At 57.7% G+C, this 22177-nt stretch carries 11 protein-coding genes; 7 read left to right on the top strand and 4 right to left on the bottom strand.

The features are described 5' to 3' along the window. Window positions 1–582 precede the first annotated feature (582 nt). The gene (locus H6F46_RS15120) at window positions 583–2847 is read left to right on the top strand and encodes a calcium-binding protein (RefSeq protein WP_190355563.1); all 2265 of its coding nucleotides are present in this window, start codon (window positions 583–585) and stop codon (window positions 2845–2847) included. Between the two features lie 465 nt (window positions 2848–3312). Further along, window positions 3313–3819 carry a Ycf51 family protein gene (locus H6F46_RS15115; protein ID WP_190355562.1) on the top strand — a complete coding sequence of 169 codons (507 nt, stop codon included), beginning with the start codon at window positions 3313–3315 and terminating at the stop codon, window positions 3817–3819. Window positions 3820–3954: 135 nt separating this feature from the next. Here H6F46_RS15115 and H6F46_RS15110 read toward each other — a convergent pair whose 3' ends face one another. From H6F46_RS15110 to hisD, 4 genes are all read right to left on the bottom strand, one after another. Further along, window positions 3955–5892: a serine/threonine phosphatase gene (locus H6F46_RS15110; RefSeq protein ID WP_190355561.1), complete on the bottom strand. Its 1938-nt coding sequence runs from the start codon at window positions 5890–5892 to the stop codon at window positions 3955–3957. 741 nt (window positions 5893–6633) lie between these two features. Then, window positions 6634–7608 carry a vitamin K epoxide reductase family protein gene (locus tag H6F46_RS15105; RefSeq protein ID WP_190355560.1) on the bottom strand — a complete coding sequence of 325 codons (975 nt, stop codon included), beginning with the start codon at window positions 7606–7608 and terminating at the stop codon, window positions 6634–6636. Between the two features lie 265 nt (window positions 7609–7873). After that, a complete protein-coding gene (gene acsF, locus H6F46_RS15100; protein WP_099534587.1) occupies window positions 7874–8944 on the bottom strand; it encodes a magnesium-protoporphyrin IX monomethyl ester (oxidative) cyclase in 1071 nt (356 codons plus the stop codon). A gap of 374 nt (window positions 8945–9318) precedes the next feature. Continuing rightward, on the bottom strand, window positions 9319–10629 hold the full coding sequence (hisD, locus tag H6F46_RS15095) for a histidinol dehydrogenase (RefSeq protein WP_099534588.1): 1311 nt from the start codon (window positions 10627–10629) through the stop codon (window positions 9319–9321). 574 nt (window positions 10630–11203) lie between these two features. On the opposite strand from hisD, the gene rpsT reads away from it, so the two are divergent. From rpsT to H6F46_RS15070, 5 genes are all read left to right on the top strand, one after another. Then, window positions 11204–11494 (top strand): 30S ribosomal protein S20, encoded by a 291-nt coding sequence (gene rpsT, locus H6F46_RS15090; RefSeq protein WP_099534589.1) that lies wholly within the window; start codon window positions 11204–11206, stop codon window positions 11492–11494. A gap of 119 nt (window positions 11495–11613) precedes the next feature. Beyond that, entirely contained in the window at window positions 11614–12423 is an 810-nt protein-coding gene (locus H6F46_RS15085) for a TatD family hydrolase (RefSeq protein WP_099534599.1), read from the top strand. A gap of 140 nt (window positions 12424–12563) precedes the next feature. After that, window positions 12564–15863 carry a DNA-directed RNA polymerase subunit beta gene (rpoB, locus tag H6F46_RS15080; RefSeq protein ID WP_099534590.1) on the top strand — a complete coding sequence of 1100 codons (3300 nt, stop codon included), beginning with the start codon at window positions 12564–12566 and terminating at the stop codon, window positions 15861–15863. A gap of 99 nt (window positions 15864–15962) precedes the next feature. After that, window positions 15963–18041 carry a DNA-directed RNA polymerase subunit gamma gene (locus H6F46_RS15075; RefSeq protein WP_190355606.1) on the top strand — a complete coding sequence of 693 codons (2079 nt, stop codon included), beginning with the start codon at window positions 15963–15965 and terminating at the stop codon, window positions 18039–18041. A gap of 95 nt (window positions 18042–18136) precedes the next feature. Further along, on the top strand, window positions 18137–22156 hold the full coding sequence (locus H6F46_RS15070; protein ID WP_190355559.1) for a DNA-directed RNA polymerase subunit beta': 4020 nt from the start codon (window positions 18137–18139) through the stop codon (window positions 22154–22156). Window positions 22157–22177: the final 21 nt, after the last annotated feature.

Genomic DNA, 22177 nt, shown 5'->3' with positions numbered 1-22177 from the left:
TTTTCAACCTGGCATAAGCGTCTGATTTCGCAGTCAATCATCCTGTAGAAGTTGGGAGTTATTGCCAGGCTCGAATCGCTCTCTTGCAGCAGAGTCTTGCGGTTGTGATCCTAAAAAATTCCGCTAAAAATAATCTTGCAAATTTTCTTAGATTACCCAACTTTCTGCGGGAACTATCATGCATTTCACAGTAATTCAAAAAAATTATGGTCACAGACCCATGCAAAAAAATATCCAGAATTTTAGAAATTGAACGGGAACCAATTTGGGAACCCTTCGTCTGACAAGGCAGAGATGCCAAAAGCTCGTAACAGCAAACCGATCGACTCAGTAACTGACCTGAATCGATCGGCTATAGGAAATTTCAATCCTAAGCATTTGGGTGTATCGCAATTATTTCGATGCAGGCTGTGGGCTGTGAAATAACGCACCATCAGCAAATCATTGTTTCCCGATCGCTCGAAATACGATTGCCCAGCCCATGGACTGCGATCGAAATGGCAGGTGAACAAGCCCGTTCATCTGTCTCATCCAGTCGAGATCTAGGGACTTAATCAGCAATATCTGAGGACATCAACAACCATGGCTACAACACCCACCACGGACACTGTAGTTATTCCAACTTCCACCACCCCAACCACCACATCCGGAACCACGGGCACGACGGGAACCACCGGAACTACGGGAACCACGGGCACGACCGGTACGACGGGAACCACCGGGACGACCACGGGAACTACCGGGACGACCACGGGCACGACTGGAACCACAGGCACGACTGGAACCACAGGCACGACCGGAACCACGGGCACGACTGGAACCACAGGCACGACTGGAACCACGGGCACGACTGGAACCACGGGCACGACCGGAACCACCGGGACAACGACCGGAACCACAGGCACGACTACGGGCACAACGGGAACCACCGGGACGACTGGAACAACTGGTACGACCGGAACCACAGACACGACCGGCACGACCGGAACCACGAGTACCACGGGCACGACTGGAACCACGGGTACAACCCCCGATCCCACCGGAACCACAACGGGAGCCGCGATCGACCCGTCCCTTTGCTTCGACGAAAAGTTCTATCTGGAGCAAAATCCTGATGTGGTCGCCGCTGTGCAAAGTGGCTCCATCAAGAGCGCCTATCAGCACTTCCTAACGGTTGGACAGTTTGAAGATCGGGCCCCTTCGTTGGTCTTCGATCCGAAGGCATATCTGGAGCTAAACGTTGACCTGAAGATTTCGCTGAAAGCTAGCGGCTTCCGCAGCGCCTTCGAACACTTCATCAAAGCCGGTGTTCAAGAACGGCGGGTGGGCAGCTACTTCTTCAACCCCAATGAATACCTGAAGACTAACGGTGATGTTGACGGGTTCATTCTGTTCAACAATCTGTCGTTTTCCTACAGCTACAAGCACTTCTTGACTGTTGGGGTCAAGGAAGGACGCAACAGCGGCACATTCTTTGATGGCAAGTATTATCTGGAAGCCAATCCGGATGCCGCAGCGGCGGTTGCCAGCGGCCAATTCAGCAGCGCTTTTGCCCACTTCCAAGCGGTTGGTTTTGCCAAGGGTCTCAGCCCTTCACCCAAGTTCAACCAAGACCTTTACCTGGACTTCAACGAAGACCTTTCCAAGGCCTTCAAGGGCGGACAGGTCAAGAACCTGTTCAAGCACTTCCTAGAATTCGGCATCAAGGAAAAACGGGATGCAGATTTCACGAATTCGCCTTTGTCTGACCGGCCCAGCGAGGGAGATGATTTCTTCCGGGGTGGTTCCAACAAAGATGTGTTCAATGGCCTGGGTGGCGATGACAAGATCTTTGGCTTCGGTGGCGATGACATCCTGACGGGCAATGCTGGGGATGACCTGATCTTTGGCGGCGATGGCAATGACTTTATTGTCGGTGGCGCTGGCAAAGATATCCTGGTGGGCGATCAGGGCGATGATTCGATCCTGGGTGGCGAAGGTGACGACTCGATCGAGGGTGGCTACGGTAAGGATGCCCTGTGGGGTGGCGCTGGTAAGGATGTGTTCCTGTTTGGCAAGTTGGATGTGACGGCCACTACGGGTTCTGATTCGTTGACGGGCGGCACGAGCGGATCGACCACGGGCGGCACGACGGGTTCGACTTCCACCACGGGGACTACGCTCGGAACCACCACCGGGACTACGGGCACGGGTACGACGAGCACGGGTACAACTGGTACGGGCACGACGGGCACGACGGGCACGGGCACAGGTACAACTGGTACGGGTACGACGGGCACGGGCACAACCGGTTCCACGACGGGCAGCAGCTCGATCGACCCCTTGACCGGCGAAGCGACGATTTATGACTTCTCTACGAAGGACGATCGAATTGCCCTGGCGGCGAATTTGGGCTTCAAGTCCGGTGGCGATGTGCTGAAAGCCGTGACCCAAAAGGGCCGCGACGAAGATGGCAACTTCTTCTCGATCGTCAAGGTTTCCTCGGGCTTCTCGCTGAAGATCTACTCCGAAGCAGAATTGGTTGCCAGCAACTTCCGCATCTTTGGCCTGCCGGACACCAACACGGGCGGTAGCACGGGTGGTAGCACGGGCGGCGGTAGCAGCACAGGCGGCAGCACAGGCGGCGGCACTACGGGTGGTAGCCTCAGCGGTTCCACCACCAACGTGACGAACATCACCAATATTACGAACATCACCAACATCACGAACATCACCAACATCAGCTTGGGCGGTGGTTTGTTGGGTCTGCCGCCCGGATTGGCGAAACAGATCGTTGGTGGCAAGCGGACGTTTGACACCCTGCCCCCCGGTATTGGTAAGCGCTTCGGCAAGGGTGATGACGATTAAAACCTGAGCCATTGGGGATTGGGGCCAAATCGCAGAACGGTTCCCGATCGCCAAGATGCAGAGGAGCTAATCGGTTGCGCTGATTCGGCTGCGCTCATGTGGTGCGCTTGCATCGGTGGAAGCAAAACCGATAGAGTCTGAGGGGTGGACAGTGAGCCACCCCTTTGTTTGGGTATTCCCAACTTTTGGGCACTCCCAACTTTTCAAAGATCCCATTAGAGGATGTCTGAAAAGCCAAAACTACTGCTTTGTGGGTTTCATCAACCAGCCCAGACAAGGGGCTGAAGCTTCTTGCCCCCGCAACTGTTGGCGATTGGTTCGCCCCTCAGGCTACTTTTCGGGCACTCTCGTAATAGCCAAAAGAATGTTGAAAGCTCAATATCTGCAAGACAGCTAAATCTGAAAGATAGCCAATCTAAAAAACAACGAAGACAAAAAATAGCGAAGACAAGGGGAATGCAAGCGATGGATTTCAGTCAACTTTTGAATGGCAAAGGGCTGACGGAACTGGCGATCGAGGGGGCCAAGTGGACTTTGGTGGCCGATGGTCTGTTTTTGCTCTTGACCATTTTGGCGTTTGTGTTGGGCTGGGCCTGGCGATTTCGACTGGTGGGAGTCACCGCGTTCACGATCGTGGTGGCGGCGGGGTTGTTTGGTTTTGGCCTCAGCCTCCGGGAACGGCCGCGCATTGAGGGAGCCGCCCCCTACCAACTGGTTTATGACACGGGAGCAACCCTCGCCACGATCGCCGTTTCGCCAGATTTACCAGCGGAGGCGTTGGTGGCCACCCTCAAGCAAGCCGCGATCGACCTCTACTCCCCTGGACGAGTGGGGGGTAAGCCTTCGTTGACCATCCGTGCGCGATCGGTCACTCATCCTGAGGGTGGGATCTCGAAGCTCCAATACCTAGGGCAAATCGAGCGATCGCTCACCGTTCGCATCGATGAAAATCCCAAGATCACTCTGTTCTAGGAATTTAGTCTCTAGGAACTCAGCCCGCTCCCCGTTCGATCGACCGTGGCTTCCTGGATGTTGGTTAAACCATTGAGGAAGCCTGGCCGACTGGCCCAGTTCAGTGCCCAGTTCTACGTCAAGCAGCGCCCAGCTCTACATCAACATGCTGTCCATGTTGGGCTGCACCTTTGCTCGAATCAGCAGGGCCGTGATGTTGTCATGGCCATTGTGCTGATTTGCCAGCTCCACCAGTTGCGAAACCCCTTGGTCAAGGTTGGCGCGAGAGCTAATCAGTGGGGCTAAGTGGGTTTGCCAGTGGGTTTCAATCAAGTCGTTGTCGCTCAATCCATCGGAACAGAGCAACAACAGAGCATCTTCATCCAGATCCAAAAACTGGATTTCTGGATCCACTCCGGTGTTATCGCGGGGGCCCAGAGCTTGGGTGAGTTGATAGGCATCGGGGCGGCTGTAGGCGGCATCGGGGTCAATGCCGCGCTGAATTTCCCGCTGTCCGACTTCGTGGTCGGTGGTGATTTGCTCAAGACCCCGACGGCGGGTGAGCCGATAAAGCCGGCTGTCTCCCACGTGGGCCACGGCCACCTTGGAGTTGTGGACAAGCACTAAAACCAGGGTGGTTCCCATTCGTCCACTGCCCGATCGCTGCTCGCTTTGGTTTTCGTCGTAAATGGCCTGATTGGCAATGAAGATGCCCTCTCGAATGGCCTCGATCGGGGGCATTTCAGTTTGCCAATTGGTTTGGAAATAGTCCTGAAGGGTCTTGACCGCCAAGTGGCTGGCCACTTCCCCGCTGGCATGGCCCCCCATCCCGTCACAGAGAATATAGAGATTGTGGGCCCGAACCGTCCTGCCGTTGGGGGTTTCCAGGCGCTGGAAGTTGGTGTAAATGCCGAAGTAGTCCTCATTGTGATCGCGCTGGCGACCAATATCGGTGCGCCCCGCCTCATCCAGACTCGACAATTTCATGGGCAGGACGATCGTGGGCGTATCGTCCTCATCGTCATCCCGCAGGCTGCTGAGGGGAAGATTAGCGAGCGGATTGCCACCGTTAGGAACAACCGAGCTAGAAGGCATGGCCACGCTTTCGCTCAGGCTGGTGGCGGCGATCGCCGCTACGGGGGATTTTTGCTCCAAGTTGTCGGCAATGAGCCGCAGGTGCTGGCGCACCACGTCGGGGCTGGTGAACTGACCCCGAGCAATCAGTTGAGCCAGGTTAATTAGGGAGTCGGCTCCTGGGTGTTCCGCTTGGGTCAGCAACTGTAGCCAGGCTTCGCCCAAGTGCGTGAGGCTGCTGGCGGCGGTGGGCTGCTCCGGATGCGCGGTGGGGTCATGCAGACGCTTGAGGCTCAGAACGCTGTCTTCGTCAACACACAGGTTGTCGAGCACCAGCAGACTGGCGGTACATTGCACGGGAATTAGCTCTTCCCAAAGGTCGAGCATTTCGTAGAGATCGTGCAGGACTTGCAGGGTGGGTGTGTCGGGATCTCGCCACAGATCGCTCAGGGATTTCCAGTCCGATCGATCCTCAATCAATAGAACTTGCCAGCCTTCTCCTTGCCAGGTGTCGTAGACCTGGGGCAAGCGTTGGCCCAGTTGTGAATCGAGCAGCAGATAGGGTTGGGCAATGGAGGGAATCTGGGACTCGATCGAGAGTTCGTAAGTGGCGGGTTGAGAGCTGGGGGGCAAGGTGGGTTCCGCGTCGCCCTCGATCGGCTGGTGCAACCAGCGATCGAAAAATCGCAGTCGATAGGGCTGTTGATCCAGCACTTGGGTTTGATATTGGGCGCTGGCATCAATTGCCCGAATCGGAGTCAAGGGCTTGTAGCGCAGAAAAGGCTGGTCGGGATCATTGGTCTCGGGGGGATTTGGCCAAGCGGCATCCGGTTCCGGCGGCACCAAAAGAGCTTGCAGAACTGTCCCGATCGCCTCGCCACAGTCACTACAGGTGAGCTGACCGACGGGATTCTCAGTGCCGCATTCCGGACAGAGCAGTCGATCGAGCGAGGCACCACACTGCTGACAGTACTTGTTGTCATCAGGGTTTTCACATTGGCACTGGGGACAAATCTGCATAGCAGCCACTGTCAGAGGTCTCAAGAGTGATCAGGGTTGGTTGATCGATGGGTGATCAAGCTTGGGTGATTAAATCGAGTAATCAAATCACGAGGACTATTAAACGGAGCATCTAAACGAAACGCCTAAACAGAACGCCTAAACAGAATGCCTAAACAGAACATCGCGAATAGCCGTTGGCACGCCACCCTGATCGGAAATACTGGATCGAGTCAAGCCAAATGGGCCAGGTCAAAAGTGGCCGCCCCCGGCAAGATGTTTGACGATCTTTTCTGGATTCTAGCTGACTGCTCCTGGTCTCAATCGTAACGCTTCAGAGATTAAGGATCGTGTATAGATACCTCACTCTCTTGAATTGGCTTCGTTACGGCTTAATTAACGGTTTTGGGGGGCGAGCCTTGAATATGGAAATCCCAGCCAATTTAGGGCAGCTCCGGTCTCATACGCGCGATCACGATCGAATGGCATCTGCACCCAGCACCTGAACCCAGTTTTGGAGTTCACCGCGTTCCGTATCCGGCCCCGCTGAGCTAGTGTCCATCTCCGTGGTGCTCAGGGGGACTTAATCAGCCGCTGCTGACGCAAATTCCGTCTGTTTTAGCTTTTCTAGCGAAAAGTTGCCTGATCCGGCGAAGCATTTGCAAATTTTTCAAGATTTCCGGCCCAACTCCCCATCATGGCCCCAAAATCGACAACGCCCAACCTCCTGAACTCAGGTGTTGGGCTGAAAGTCATTGGGGTTTAAGGACTAGGGGCGGGTTCTGGGATCGGGGCGGCGCGGTTTGGCAGTTCCTGAAGGCTTCCTTGGCGGAAGGTGCGATCGCCCTGATAACCCGACAAATCCGCCAGGCGATCGAGCGGAGTCACCCCTTCATAGAGCTTGCCGCCAATTTTCCAGGAGGGGAAACTGCGAATTCCCGCCGCCCGACAAAGATCCGGTTTGGCGTTCTTGCCGTTAGGATCACACTCCACATAGGGCAGCTTTGCGGCCGCCTCCTTGCCAAACAGTTCTTTCTGCTCGTGGCAGTGGGGACACCAATAGGCTCCAAATTCCTGCGCCCCTGCTTTGGTCAGGTGCTCGGCTAAAGCAATTTCCGCTGGGCCGGAAGTGGTCTTGATGGTGAACATTTCCGAGCCGTTGGAACTGGATCCGCTGGGAGTGGCATAGACCCCCAAGGTTCCCACCAGTGTGATGATGGCCAGCCCGATCGCCGTAAAAATGGGTTTCCCTAAATCATTCCAACGGCGACTGCTGAGGGCCAGGCCAAACAGCGACAGGGAAAAGAACGCCGACCCCAAACAATAGAGACAAGTCTCGCGAATTTCCGAGACCATCACATACATCAAATAGCCGCTGAACGTGGCCATCGCTGCGCCGCCCGCCACCAACAGCAAGCCGCTCCACTCTTCAATCTGCACTTGCAGATCCTTACGGGCCTGTTGGGTTACCAGGGGAGCCAGCGCCAACAACAACATCGCGCCATAGCCCAACATTCCAATCAGCGGCAGCGGTATCCCCAACACCTCGGCATAGGGACTGTTCAGGACGCGATCGCACCCTTCTGTGGGGCAAGCCGCCTTTGCGCCCGTTAACTTCACCACGGTTAGATAGCTGGTGAGCACCAAACCGGTTCCGGCGATGCCCGCAATTACGGTGCGACCGTGGCGATGGAGCCAAGGCAGTTGGCGGCGGCGTTTTGTGCTAGAAGCAGTCATGGCAAGGCACAGAGAACCATCTCGATCGGGATACGGCAGAGCCGTCACTACAGACTTCAGGGTAGCGAACGGCCTTACCGCTGTCTAGGAAGGTCAACGAATCATTGCTTGATAGTGCGCAAATGACCGGCCGAATGGGCCAGAAAAAGCGATCAAAACGCAGAAAAGAGACAAAAGAAAAAGAGACAAAAAAGATGGCCAATGCTCAGCACTGGCCACCCAATCAGCTCGAAATGACAGTCAAATCAGGGCTAATTCCCGAGTTCTAGCGAGCCACCGACCAATTTTGGTCAACCCGGATGGGCGGCATCAGGAACAGGGCAATGAGCTGCCAAGCCGTGTTCAAAATCAACGGCAACTTTTGCAGGGTCTTCACAAAGCCCGGTTCGTTCGAGGCAGCGATTTCACCCAACTTGATGTTGTTGGCGGCACAGCGATCGAGCCGCTCATAGAACTCAGGGTTCTCCACATCCAGGACGATCGGGAACACCCGACCTGCCGTTTCGTTGGTCTTCTTAATCACTTCGATGTCATAGTCGCGAGCGTTCAGCCCGATCGCCGCGTAGAACCCGCTCCGTTGCAGATCGTTCAAGAACATCGTCGCAAACACCGACAGCAGGAAGAACCGACACCAGAGACGGGCTTTCCAGTCGTTCAGGAATTGGGGATTGGCCCGCAGCACCGCATCGAAAAAGTCGCCGTGGCGGTTCTCGTCTTGGCACCAGTTTTCAAAGAAGCGGAAGATCGGATAAATCCGGTCTTCGGGGTTCTTTTCCAGATGGCGATAGATCGTGATGTAGCGCCAGTAGCCGATCTTTTCCGACAGGTAGGTCGCGTAGAAGATGAACTTCGGTGCGAAGTAGGTGTAGCTCTTGCTTTGGGTCAGGAAGCCCAAATCTAGCGACAGGTTGAAGTCCGTCATCGCCTTGTTCAGGAAGCCCGCATGGCGTGCTTCATCCCGCGACATCAGCTCAAACCCTTCGGCCAGCACCGGGTTTTTGCCCTTCAGTTTCCGCGACAGTTCCTTGTAAAGCAAGAAGCCCGAAAACTCAGCGGTGCAGGAGCGCTCCAGAAACTCAATGAACAGCTCGCGGGTTTTGCCGTCAATGTGATCCCAGCTTTGGTTGAACTCCTCATCGCGCACGAAGTGGTGGCGGTTATAGTCCACCCGAAATTCTTCGATGATCGCTTGGAGTTCCTCTTCGTTGGCGGAGATATCCATCGCCGCCATTTCTTCGAAGTTGGTGGTGTAGAAGCGCGGTGTGAGGATCGTGTCCTTGGCGGGAACTTTGACTCCCGGCTGGACGGCTTGCGGTTTTTGGGGAGTGCTAACCATGAATTGCTTAGTGCGATCGAGGTACGGGTTGGGCGGATGACTGGGCCAAACAGGATCTGGATCGATCTGACTGGCGCAATCTGAACGGATCTATCAGCGTGCTAGGGAAGGGTCGTCAACGGGATGATCAGCAGCGATTTTTTCCTGACAACTGCACAGCGGTTGTGTGGGATCAAAGGCTGCGCTGGGATTTTAAAAACGGCCTGCCAAAGATCACTAAAGATCAAAAGCCTTAAAAAAACTGTTGTTTAGTCTATCAATCTCCTTTGGGGGGATGGGGGATGGGATATGAAGAGTTACAACAACAGGTAACAATCTGCAACAAATCTCAACTTCTAATTGCCCTAAAGTGCCCAATTGCCTGCTGATCCCCCCTATCGTTCGGGACTGGGGCGATCGGTGCGCACCTTCACGGAATAGCCATGGGACGGCAGACCCTCAGCTTCCGCCAATGCCTGCACCGCCGAAGACACGGACGACAGGGCCCCAGCGGAATAGGAAATGATGCTGGAGTGCTTCATGAAGGTTTCCGTGCTCAGGGGCGAGGCATAGCGGGCTGCGCCGGAAGTGGGCAGGGTGTGGTTGGGGCCCGCGAGGTAGTCGCCCACTGCTTCCGGCGTGGAGTGGCCCAGGAAGATGGCTCCGGCATGTTTAATCCGCTCCAGGAGATCCCAGGGTTCCGCCACTTCCAATTCCAAGTGTTCCGGTGCAAATTCGTTGGATAATTCCGCCGCCAGCTCCAGCGTTTCCACCACGACGACCAGGCCGAAATGGGCGATCGCCTTTTCCGTATCAATCCGCCGAGGATGATCCGCCAGTTGATCCTTGACCTCGTTCACCACCTTTCCGGCCAGGTCGCCATCGGTGGTGATCAAGATTGCGGCGGCCATGGGGTCATGCTCAGCCTGGGCTAGCAGGTCGGCGGCCAGGTGGGTGGGGTCAGCGGTGCGATCGGCAATCACGAGCACTTCTGAGGGCCCAGCGAGGGAGTCAATGCCCACCGTGCCGTAGACTTGCCCCTTGGCCAACATCACGTAAACATTGCCCGGGCCGGTGATCACGTCCACTTTCGGAATCGTTTCCGTCCCGTAGGCGAGGGCGGCGATCGCCTGGGCCCCGCCCACCCGGTAAATTTCCGTCACGCCCGCCTCTTGGGCCGCCACCAGCACGGCCGGGTTCAAAGCACCCCCGGGGCCCGGCGGGGTCACCATCACAATTCGCTCCACCCCGGCCACCTTGGCCGGAATCGCATTCATCAGCACGGTACTGGGATAGGCAGCCCGCCCACCGGGAACGTAGAGACCGGCGCGATCGACCGGCGTGTAGCGCTTGCCCAAGACCACATCTCGATCGCCAAATTGCACCCAGCTTTTGGGAACGCGCAGCCGGTGAAACTCCTCAATTTGTCGGCTTGCCAGTTGGATCGCCGACAGGAGTTCCTTGGAAACCTGTTGGTAGGCCGCATCCAGTTCCGACCCCGTGACGCGAAGTTGCTCGGCAGTTAAAATCTGCTTGTCAAACTCTTCCGTGTAGGCTAGCAAGGCCCGATCGCCTTGGCGCTTCACGGTTTGGAGGATCTGACGCACGGTGGCTTCCTTATGCGTCACCTGCTCATCGTGGGTGCGATCGCAAATCCGCCGTAGCTCCGACCGGGCCTCGGCCAATTCGGTAATAATTCGCAACATGGAGTCTTCGCGTCCTGGTCGTCCAATTCGGCGACCTCGCAGCGCCCCGTGGCTACCGACGAGATCGGCGTAGTCATCATTATAGAAACACTCGGCAGCCTGAAAACCTTGGCTCCTGAGAGCAAGGCTTAAAAAGCGATCGGGATTCTGGCGCGATCGCCGGGCTAATGCGGTGAGTATTAAAACATTTTTTAACAAAATTCCGGAGTTCTTTGCACGAGTTCCGGCAGTGGGTGTTATTATGGATCGCCGGGCAGTTCCAACACCGTCCAATCTCTCCTTGTCCAGCCTTGCCAAAGGGTGACTGCCAGAGCCGAAATTTTTTCTTGCTCACCAGCGTCACGACTCACCAGGCCCAAGGAACCAGTGCCGATGCTTCTTGACCGCTCATTGTAGCGGTGTCAGCCTGCGGAGCGACCCTGAGACTTTTCCTGGTCTCATCCTAGAACGAAGGCGCGGAAGACTCGACCACGAGAAACAAGCAAGAACCCAAATCCTCTGGTTTGGGTGTCCCCCTTGCCCCGGCATGGGAATCTAGTGTCAACGTTGCAATCGAAATCCTAAGAGATCGACCGTGGCTAATATTAAGTCTGCAATCAAGCGCGTTCAGATCGCAGAGCGTAATCGACTGCGTAATAAAGCTTATAAGTCGGCGGTGCGAACCCTGACCAAGAAATATCTGTCGTCGGTGGATGCTTACGCGGCTAACCCTTCGCCGGAAGCCCTGGAAGCTGTCCAAGCCAATCTGTCCAACGCCGCCAGCAAAATTGACAAGGCCGTGAAGCGGGGTGTTTATCACCGCAACAACGCCGCGCGCAAAAAGTCGAAGTTGGCCAGCTACCTGAAGAAGGCTGTCGCTGCTTAAGGGTTGGTTGGGCGATGGGGCCTCGCCACCCTTGGTGCGTTGTCCATCGCTGACTGAGACTGCTGGGCTGAGATCCCAAGCATTAACCCTTAGCCGTAGTCGAGGTGGGTAAACGCGCCGTGAAAGCGATCGACACGCACGTTCACGTTAATTTTCCCAACTTTAGTGATGATTTCAGCGCCGTTCGCCAGCGTTGGTTGGCGGCCGGCGTTGACGCGTTGGTTCACGCTTGTGTGCATCCGGGCGAGTTTGGGGCGATTCAGGCGATCGCTCAGGCTTGCCCTGAAGTGTTTTTCGCCGTTGGGCTACACCCACTGGAGGCGGAACATCAGTGGCAAGAGGCGTTGGGCGAGCAAATTCGCACCTTGGCTCAATCGGATCCGAAGGTGGTGGCCATTGGTGAAACCGGTCTCGACTTCTATAAATCAACGGCCCATCAAGTGCAGTTGGCGGCCTTTGGGGCCCAGCTTGATTTGGCCAGCGATTTGGGTCTGCCGGTGATCATCCATTGCCGCGACGCTGCTGAGGAAATGCTTGCGTTTCTGCGCGATCGCCCGGGTTGTCCGGCGGGAGTTTTGCACTGCTGGGGAGGTACCCCTCAGCAGGCATTGCAGTTTGTGGAGCTTGGGTTTCACATTAGCTTCAGCGGCACGGTCACCTTCAAGAATGCCCCAGACATTCAGGAATCCGCCAAGGTAGTGCCGCTCGATCGCCTGTTGGTGGAAACGGATTGCCCATTTTTGGCTCCCGTTCCCCATCGCGGTCGTCGCAATGAACCGGCCTACGTGGTTTCAGTGCTCAACCAGGTAGCCGCCCTGCGGAATCTTGATCCGATCGCCCTGGGTGAGCAGACCAGCGCCAATGCTCGCCAGTTGTTCCGACTGCCCCAGTCGATCGAACCCACCGTTCCCGCCCTGGCCCTCGCCTAGGGCCCCGCAGCCGGGCCGGGCGATCGCCCCTGCGATTTGCCCCTTGCCAAGCCCGGTCACCGTTGTTTTGCTGCTGTTTTGCTGCCCGCGTTCCATCTGCCAACGGGTTTGCACTTGGCATCACCGCCCCCAGGAGACGCATGACCGACAAACTCGCGACCACGACCCCTTCGTTTCTGCTGCCCGACCTGATTGAAATTCAACGGGCCAGCTTCCGTTGGTTTCTCGAAGAAGGCCTGATCGAAGAACTTGATAGCTTCTCCCCGATCACGGACTATACCGGCAAGTTGGAGCTGCACTTCATCGGCAAAAACTACAAGCTGAAGCGGCCCAAATACGACGTTGATGAAGCCAAGCGGCGGGATGCCACCTATTCGGTGCAAATGTATGTGCCGACCCGGTTGATCAACAAAGAAACCGGCGAAATCAAGGAGCAAGAAGTCTTTATTGGCGATCTGCCCCTGATGACGGAACGGGGAACCTTCATCATCAACGGCGCGGAACGGGTGATCGTGAATCAGATCGTCCGTAGCCCCGGTGTTTACTACAAGTTTGAAATTGACAAGAGCGGTCGCCGCACCTACTCTGCCAGCTTGATTCCCAACCGGGGCGCTTGGCTGAAGTTTGAGACCGACAAAAACGACATGGTTTGGGTGCGGATCGACAAGACCCGCAAACTGTCGGCCCAAGTGCTGCTGAAGGCCCTGGGCTGGACGACGGCGGAAATCCTTGATGGGCTGCGTCACCCGGAATATTTCCAACGGACGATCGAAAAAGAAGGCGACTTCTCCGAAGAAGAAGCGCTGATGGAGCTGTACCGCAAGCTGCGACCGGGCGAACCGCCGACGGTTTCGGGTGGTCAGCAACTGTTAGATTCGCGCTTCTTTGATCCCAAGCGCTACGACTTGGGCAAGGTGGGCCGCTACAAGATCAACCGCAAGCTGCACCTGAACATTCCTGACACGGTGCGCGTGTTGACCCCGCAGGATATTCTGTCGGCGATCGATTACCTAATCAATCTGGAATTTGACCTGGGCAGCACCGACGATATCGACCACCTGGGCAACCGCCGGGTGCGCTCCGTGGGTGAACTGCTGCAAAACCAAGTGCGCGTGGGCCTTAACCGGCTGGAGCGGATCATTCGCGAGCGGATGACCGTATCCGATGCGGATTCCCTAACGCCCGCTTCTTTGGTCAACCCGAAACCCCTGGTGGCGGCGATTAAGGAGTTCTTCGGCTCCAGCCAACTGTCCCAGTTCATGGATCAGACTAATCCTCTGGCGGAGTTGACCCACAAGCGCCGTCTGAGCGCCCTCGGCCCCGGCGGTCTGACCCGGGAGCGGGCGGGCTTTGCAGTGCGGGACATTCACCCCAGCCACCATGGCCGAATCTGCCCGATCGAAACACCGGAAGGCCCCAACGCCGGTCTGATCGGCTCCCTGGCCACCCATGCCCGCGTTAATCCCTACGGCTTCATCACCACCCCGGTCTTCCCGGTGGAAAATGGCCGCGTCCGGCTCGATCGCTCACCGATCTATATGACCGCCGACGAAGAGGACGATGTGCGCGTAGCTCCTGGGGATGTGCCCATGGACGAAAACGGCTACATCCTCGGGGAATCGGTGCCCGTGCGCTACCGCCAGGAATTCACCACCACCAGTCCCGACCAGGTGGACTACATCGCCGTTTCCCCGGTGCAGATTATCTCGGTAGCCACGTCCTTGATTCCGTTCCTGGAGCATGACGACGCAAACCGGGCCCTGATGGGATCGAACATGCAACGGCAGGCCGTGCCCCTGTTGCGGCCCGAGCGCCCCTTGGTGGGTACTGGCTTGGAAGCCCAGGCCGCCCGTGACTCGGGGATGGTGATCGTTTCCCGCACCGCCGGGGAAGTGGTCTACGTGTCCGCCAAGGAAATCCGCGTCAAGGATCCAGACGGCAACATCCTGGAATACGAGCTGCAAAAGTACCAGCGATCGAACCAAGACACCTGCCTCAACCAGCGGCCCTTGGTCTACAGCGGCGAGCGCGTGGTGGCCGGGCAAGTGCTGGCCGATGGCTCTTCCACGGAAGGCGGCGAACTGGCCCTGGGGCAAAACGTCACCGTCGTTTACATGCCCTGGGAAGGCTACAACTACGAAGACGCAATCCTAATCAGTGAGCGCCTGGTGGCCGAGGATGTCTATACCTCGATCCACGTCGAAAAATTCGAGATTGAAGCCCGCCAAACCAAGCTCGGCCCCGAAGAAATCACCCGCGAAATTCCCAACGTGGGCGAAGATGCCCTGCGCCAACTGGACGAGCACGGCATCATCCGGATCGGCGCTTGGGTGGAATCCGGTGACATCCTGGTCGGGAAAGTCACGCCCAAGGGTGAATCGGATCAACCGCCGGAAGAAAAACTGTTGCGGGCGATCTTCGGTGAAAAAGCCCGGGACGTGCGCGATAACTCCCTGCGCGTGCCCAACGGCGAAAAGGGTCGCGTCGTCGATGTGCGGGTATTTACCCGAGAACAGGGCGATGAGCTGCCCCCCGGCGCGAACATGGTCGTGCGCGTCTACGTGGCCCAGAAGCGCAAAATCCAAGTGGGCGACAAGATGGCCGGTCGCCACGGCAACAAGGGGATCATCTCCAAGATCCTGCCTGTGGAAGATATGCCCTTCTTGCCCGACGGTAGCCCGGTCGATGTGGTGCTGAACCCGCTGGGGGTGCCCTCCCGGATGAACGTCGGTCAGGTGTTCGAGTGCTTGCTGGGTTGGGCCGGTGAGCAGTTGGGGATGCGTTTCAAGGTCACGCCCTTTGACGAAATGTACGGGGCAGAAGCCTCCCGCTTGGCGGTGCATGGCAAGTTGCAGGAAGCCCGCGACGAAACCGGCAAGGACTGGCTGTTTGAGCCGACGAATCCCGGCAAAATCACGGTCTATGACGGCCGGACAGGGGAACCGTTCGATCGCCCCGTCACCGTCGGCAAGGGCTACATGCTGAAGCTCGTCCACTTGGTTGATGACAAGATCCACGCCCGCAGCACCGGCCCCTACTCGCTGGTGACCCAACAGCCCCTCGGCGGTAAGGCCCAACAAGGCGGTCAGCGGTTCGGGGAAATGGAAGTGTGGGCCTTGGAAGCTTTTGGGGCCGCCTACATTCTGCAAGAGCTGCTGACGGTCAAGTCCGACGACATGCAGGGCCGTAACGAAGCCCTCAACGCCATAGTGAAGGGCAAAGCGATCCCGCGCCCTGGCACGCCGGAATCCTTCAAGGTGCTGATGCGCGAATTGCAATCCCTCTGCTTGGATATTGCCGTCCACAAGAGCGAAATCCAAGACGACGGCACCAGCCGCGATGTGGAGGTAGACCTGATGATCGATATCCCCGGCGTTCGTCGTGCGCCCACCCGTCCCACTTACGAAGTGTTTGCCCGTGAAGGGTTTGACGACGAGTAAGGTGTGAGTTCTGCGGATCGATCGCCCCCTGAATCTTCTGTCTGGGGCGATCGACCCGATCCCGTTTGCCTGCTGATTGCCCACCGTCACCGAACAACCATGTCGAAACTCAAGCAGCGCTTTGACTACGTAAAGATCGGCATCGCCTCGCCCGAGCGGATTCGCCAATGGGGCGAGCGTACCTTGCCCAACGGTCAAATCGTCGGTGAAGTGACCAAGCCCGAAACGATCAACTACCGCACCCTGAAGCCCGAAATGGACGGGCTATTCTGCGAGCGGATTTTTGGCCCCGCCAAGGATTGGGAATGCCACTGTGGCAAATACAAGCGGGTGCGCCACCGCGGTATTGTCTGCGAACGTTGCGGCGTGGAAGTGACCGAATCGCGGGTGCGTCGTCACCGGATGGGCTTCATCAAACTGGCGGCCCCCGTCACCCACGTTTGGTATCTGAAGGGGATCCCCAGTTACATGGCCATCCTGTTGGATATGCCCCTGCGCGATGTGGAGCAGGTGGTGTACTTCAACTCCTACGTGGTGCTCGATCCGGGTAATGCGGCGGATCTCAGCTACAAGCAACTGCTGAGCGAAGAGCAGTGGATTGAAATTGAAGATCGCCTCTACGCCGATGACTCGGATCTCGAGGGCGTGGAAGTGGGCATCGGGGCGGAAGCGATTCAGCGCCTGTTGCAGGATATTCCCCTGGAGCAGGAAGCCGAGCGCTTGCGGGAAGAAATTGCCACGGCCAAGGGGCAAAAGCGGGCCAAGCTGATCAAGCGCCTGCGGGTGATTGACAACTTTGTGGCCACCGGGGCCAAGGCCGAGTGGATGGTGCTGGATGTGATTCCGGTGATCCCGCCCGACCTGCGACCGATGGTGCAGTTGGATGGGGGGCGGTTTGCCACCTCGGACTTGAACGATCTCTATCGTCGGGTGATTAACCGCAACAACCGACTGGCTCGCTTGCAAGAGATCCTGGCTCCGGAAATCATTGTCCGCAACGAAAAGCGGATGTTGCAGGAAGCCGTCGATGCGCTGATTGATAACGGTCGGCGCGGTCGGACGGTGGTGGGAGCCAACAACCGCCCCCTGAAGTCCCTGTCGGACATCATTGAAGGGAAACAGGGTCGCTTCCGCCAAAACCTGCTGGGTAAACGGGTGGACTACTCCGGCCGTTCCGTAATCGTGGTCGGGCCGAATCTGAAGATTCACCAATGCGGTCTACCTCGGGAAATGGCGATCGAGCTGTTTCAGCCCTTCGTGATCCACCGGCTGATCAAGCAAGGCCTGGTCAACAACATCAAGGCCGCCAAGAAGATGATCCAGCGCAACGACCCCGCCGTTTGGGATGTGCTGGAAGAGGTGATTGACGGCCACCCGGTGATGCTGAACCGCGCTCCGACCCTGCACCGGTTGGGGATTCAGGCCTTTGAACCGATCTTGGTGGATGGGCGTGCCATTCAGTTGCACCCGTTGGTTTGTCCGGCCTTTAACGCGGACTTTGACGGTGACCAAATGGCAGTACACGTGCCCCTGTCGTTGGAAGCCCAGGCGGAAGCGCGCCTGCTGATGCTGGCTTCTAACAATGTGCTGTCACCGGCAACGGGTCGCCCGATTATTACCCCTAGCCAAGACATGGTGTTGGGCTGCTACTACCTAACGGCCGAAAACCCGAACCAGAAGGCCGATGTGCTGCGCTACTTTGCCAACCTGGATGATGCGACGATCGCCTACGATCGGGGCAAGGTGGGCCTCCATACCTATGTTTGGGTGCAGTACAACGGCCCCGTGGAGCATGACGAGGGCGTTGGGGAGCAGTGGGTGATGGTGGGTGAAGACACCATTGATGTGTCCCTGAATGGTGAAACCCCCGTGATTAACAACGGCCATGTGGTGGTGGAAGGCACGGCTTTGGCGGCCGGTGTGAGTGCGCCCGCCACGGGGCAAGTGATTCGGATTACACCGGAGCAGGTGACGATTCGCGTGGCCCAGCCGGCCGAGTCGGTGACGATTCCCGCAGGCAGCACCGCCACCACCATCACCCTGGGCAAAAAGACCCGCCGCCCCCTCAGCCTTCGGCGCGAGTGCGATGGTGAACTGCTGGCCCAATATATCCGCACCACGCCGGGTCGCATTTTGCTGAACCAAACGATTCAACAGGCTGTCCTCAGCATCGGCTAATCCAGCCTGCGCGATCGCCCCGTTGGCCCTGGCCCCGATCGGGGCGATCGCTTTTCCCTGCTTGGCCCCATCACCGCAACAAGATCGAACCGATCATGGCTGACCAACCGACCCAACCCATCTTTTACAACCGCGTGATCCGTAAGGGTCAACTGCGGAACCTGATCGCCTGGGCCTTTACCCACTACGGAACGGCCCGCACCTCCCAGCTTGCCGATGCCCTGAAGGATCTGGGCTTTAAATTCGCCACCCGTGCCGGGGTCTCGATTAGCGTCGATGACCTGCAAATTCCGCCGATTAAGCGCCAACTGCTGGAAGCCGCCGAAGAGGAAATCCGCCGCACAGAAACCAAATATGTGCGCGGAGAAATTACGGAAGTGGAGCGCTTCCAAAAGGTAATCGACACCTGGAACGGCACCAGCGAAAACCTGAAAGATGAGGTGGTGCGCAACTTTGAATCCAACGATCCCCTGAACTCCGTCTACATGATGGCCTTCTCGGGAGCGCGGGGGAACCTGTCCCAGGTGCGTCAGTTGGTGGGGATGCGCGGCTTGATGGCGAATCCCCAAGGGGAAATCATCGACTTGCCGATTAAAACCAACTTCCGCGAAGGGCTGACTGTCACCGAATACATCATTTCCTCCTACGGGGCGCGTAAGGGGTTGGTGGACACGGCGTTGCGCACGGCGGACTCCGGTTACCTAACGCGCCGGTTGGTAGACGTGTCTCAGGACACGATCATTCGGGAAACCGATTGCGGCACGGAACGGGGGATTCCGGTTCGGGCCATGACCGACGATGAAAAAATCCTGATTCCGATTAGCTCCCGACTGTTGGGTCGGGTGGTGGCGGTGGATGTGGTTCATCCGCAAACCGGTGAGGTGCTGGCGGCCCGCAACCAAGACATTTCCGATGAGTTGGCCAAGGAAATCGAAGCGGCGGGCGTGGAAGAGGTGATCGTGCGGTCGCCCCTGACCTGTGAAGCGGCCCGATCGGTCTGCCAAAAGTGCTATGGCTGGAGCTTGGCCCACGGCAGCATGGTGGACATGGGTGAAGCGGTAGGGATTATCGCGGCCCAGTCGATCGGGGAACCCGGGACACAGCTCACCATGCGCACCTTCCACACGGGGGGGGTCTTCACCGGGGAAGTAGCCGGTCAGATTCGTGCGCCCTTTGATGGGGTGGTCAAATATCCCAAAAACCTGCGGGCCCGCTCCTTCCGCACCCGCCACGGGGAAGATGCCCTGTTGCTGGAAGCGCCCACCAAACTCACCGTGGAAGCCGGTGGCAAAAAGGAAACCTTCGAAGCTAGCCAAGGTTCGATCCTGATTGCCCGCAGCGGTGAAGAAGTGAAGCTGGGTCAAATGCTGGTGGAGGTGCAGGCCCAAGGGCGCACCACCCGGAAATCCACCGAAAAAGCCACCAAGGACGTGCCTTCGGACATGGCCGGTGAGGTGCTGTTCGATGGAGTCTATCCCGAAGAGAAAAAAGACCGCCAAGGCAACACCACCCGGATTGCTCAGCGGAGTGGGCTGATTTGGGTGCTGTCTGGGGAAGTCTACAACCTGCCGCCGGGGGCTGAACCCACGGTCAAAAATGGCAGCGTGGTAGAGGCCAACAGCATCCTGGCGGAAACCCGATTGGTGACGGAGCATGGCGGGGTGGTGCGCCTCCCGATCGAGGTGGCCGAAGCCGACGGCAAGGCCGGCAGCCGAGAAATTGAAATTATCACCGCCTCGGTGTTGCTGAACGAAGCTCGGATCCGCACCGAAAGCGCCCAAGGTCGCGATCACTACCTGATTGAGACCGATCGGGGACAACTGTTCTCCCTGATTGCCACCCCCGGCACCAAGGTGTTGCACAACCAAGTGGTGGCCGAGCTGATTGACGACCACTACCGCACCAGCACCGGCGGGATTCTGCGCTACTCCGGTGTGGAAGTGGCCAAAAAAGCCAAGGGCAAACAGGGTTATGAAGTGCTCCAAGGGGGCACGCTGCTTTGGATTCCCGAAGAAACCCACGAAATCAACAAGGACATCTCCCTGTTGATGGTGGAAGACGGCCAGTATGTGGAAGCGGGCACCGAGATCGTCAAGGACATCTTCTGCCAGAGCGCCGGGATCGTGGAAGTGATCCAAAAGAACGACATTCTGCGGGAAATTTCGATCAAGCCCGGTGATCTGCGGATGGTCGATGATCCGGACTTGGTGGCCACCGTCGATGGGCAAATCATCACCCCCGGTCAAGACATTATTCCGGGGCTGCCCGCCGAAGAGCTGGTTTGCGTGGAATATGTGGAAACGCCGGAAGGGTCGGGCCTGTTGCTGCGGCCGGTGATTGAGTTCACTGTGCCCGATGAGCCGGCCGTGCCGAGCCAAGATTCCGCCGAAGAAGCCGGGCGATCGATCAAACTGCGGGCCGTTCAGCGGATTCCGTTCAAGGACGGTGAGCGGGTTAAGTCCGTGGAAGGGATTGACCTGTTGCGCACCCAACTGATCCTGGAAATGGATAAGGGTACGCCGCAGTTGGCCGCCGATATCGAACTGGTGGATGATCCAACGGACGAAGACATCAAGCGCCTGCAACTGGTGATTTTGGAATCCCTGGTGGTGCGGCGGGATGTGTCTGCGGATCCGACCCAGGGCAGCACCCACACGCGCCTGCTGGTGAAGGATGGCGATCGGGTGGATCCGGGAGCCGTGGTGGCCCGCACCGAAATCCAAGCCAAAGACGGCGGGGAAGTGCGCGGCATTCGCGGCGACGGGGAAAGCCTGCGGCGTTTGCTGATCATGCGCCCCACCGATCAGGTGACCGTGGCGACCCAGGCAACTCCGACCGTCAAAGTGGATGACTTGGTGGTGGCGGGCAAGAGCGAAATTGCGCCCGGCCAGGTCAGCGCCGAATCGGGCCAAGTGCTGTCGATCGGGGAAGATCACCTGGTGTTGCGGGTGGCACGCCCCTACCGCGTGTCCTCCCAAGCCGTGTTGCACATTGACGATGGCGACTTGGTGCAGCGGGGTGACAATCTGGTGTTGCTGGTGTTTGAGCGCACCAAAACCGGAGACATCATCCAGGGTCTACCCCGGATTGAGGAACTGCTGGAAGCCCGGAAGCCCAAGGAAGCCTGCGTGTTGGCCCGTCGTCCTGGTACGGCCCAAGTGGTCTATGGGGAAGATGACACGGTGGAAGTCAAGATCATCGAGAACGATGGCACCTTGGCGGAATACCCAATTCGAGCCGGTCAAAACGTGCAGGTGGTCGATGGCCAAACGGCGAACGTGGCGGAACCGCTGACTGATGGCCCGGCCAACCCCCACGAAACCCTGGAAATCTTCTACAACTACTACGCGGAGTTGATGTCGCCCTACGAAGCGGCCCTCGACAGCTTGCAACGGGTGCAAAAATTCCTGGTGGATGAAGTGCAGTCCGTGTACCAGTCCCAGGGGATTGAAATCTCCGACAAGCACATTGAAGTGATTGTGCGGCAGATGACCTCCAAGGTGCGGATCGATGACGGTGGCGATACGACGATGCTGCCGGGTGAGTTGGTGGAACTGCAACAGGTGGAGCGGGTGAATGAAGCCATGTCGATTACCGGCGCGGCTCCGGCCCTTTACACGCCCGTGCTGTTGGGGATCACCAAGGCTTCGCTGAACACGGACAGTTTCATTTCGGCGGCTTCGTTCCAAGAAACCACGCGGGTACTGACGGAAGCGGCGATCGAGGGCAAATCCGACTGGCTGCGCGGCCTGAAGGAAAATGTGATCATCGGTCGTCTGATTCCGGCGGGTACGGGCTTCAATGCCTACGAAGAAGGCCTGGTGGATGAAATTAGCCCCTACGAAACCACGGGTTACACCCTGACCGATCCGCTCTACGGCGACGATGGAGAGCTGGCCGATGTGGTGCTGGACGATCGCACGGCGCGGGCCTATGAGCTGGAAGGGACGATCGACCTGGGCGCTGAGGCGGCCTATGGCCTGAGTCGCAATCCTGCGATTATCGATGATGAGGACATTGGTGGCAGCTACGGCAGCCGCTACACCAGCAGCGGCGATGAGGAAGAGGAAGTGAGCTACACCGACGGCGGCGAAGATTTCGACGACGAAGACTAGGTGCTCAACCCTGTGACCCGA

Source organism: Limnothrix sp. FACHB-1083, from assembly GCF_014696485.1.
Classification (GTDB): Bacteria; Cyanobacteriota; Cyanobacteriia; order CACIAM-69d; family CACIAM-69d; genus CACIAM-69d.
The sequence above is the reverse complement of the archived record's forward strand: the minus strand, read 5'-3'. Positions and strand labels throughout refer to the sequence as shown.

Bases quoted from the DNA above. Each gene is read 5' to 3' on its own strand.
- H6F46_RS15120 (WP_190355563.1), top strand. From the start codon at position 583: ATGGCTACAACACCCACCACGGACACTGTAGTTATTCCAACTTCCACC.
- H6F46_RS15115 (WP_190355562.1), top strand. From the start codon at position 3,313: ATGGATTTCAGTCAACTTTTGAATGGCAAAGGGCTGACGGAACTGGCG.
- H6F46_RS15110 (WP_190355561.1), bottom strand. From the start codon at position 5,892: ATGCAGATTTGTCCCCAGTGCCAATGTGAAAACCCTGATGACAACAAG.
- H6F46_RS15105 (WP_190355560.1), bottom strand. From the start codon at position 7,608: ATGACTGCTTCTAGCACAAAACGCCGCCGCCAACTGCCTTGGCTCCAT.
- acsF (WP_099534587.1), bottom strand. From the start codon at position 8,944: ATGGTTAGCACTCCCCAAAAACCGCAAGCCGTCCAGCCGGGAGTCAAA.
- hisD (WP_099534588.1), bottom strand. From the start codon at position 10,629: ATGTTGCGAATTATTACCGAATTGGCCGAGGCCCGGTCGGAGCTACGG.
- rpoB (WP_099534590.1), top strand. From the start codon at position 12,564: ATGACCGACAAACTCGCGACCACGACCCCTTCGTTTCTGCTGCCCGAC.
- H6F46_RS15075 (WP_190355606.1), top strand. From the start codon at position 15,963: ATGTCGAAACTCAAGCAGCGCTTTGACTACGTAAAGATCGGCATCGCC.
- H6F46_RS15070 (WP_190355559.1), top strand. From the start codon at position 18,137: ATGGCTGACCAACCGACCCAACCCATCTTTTACAACCGCGTGATCCGT.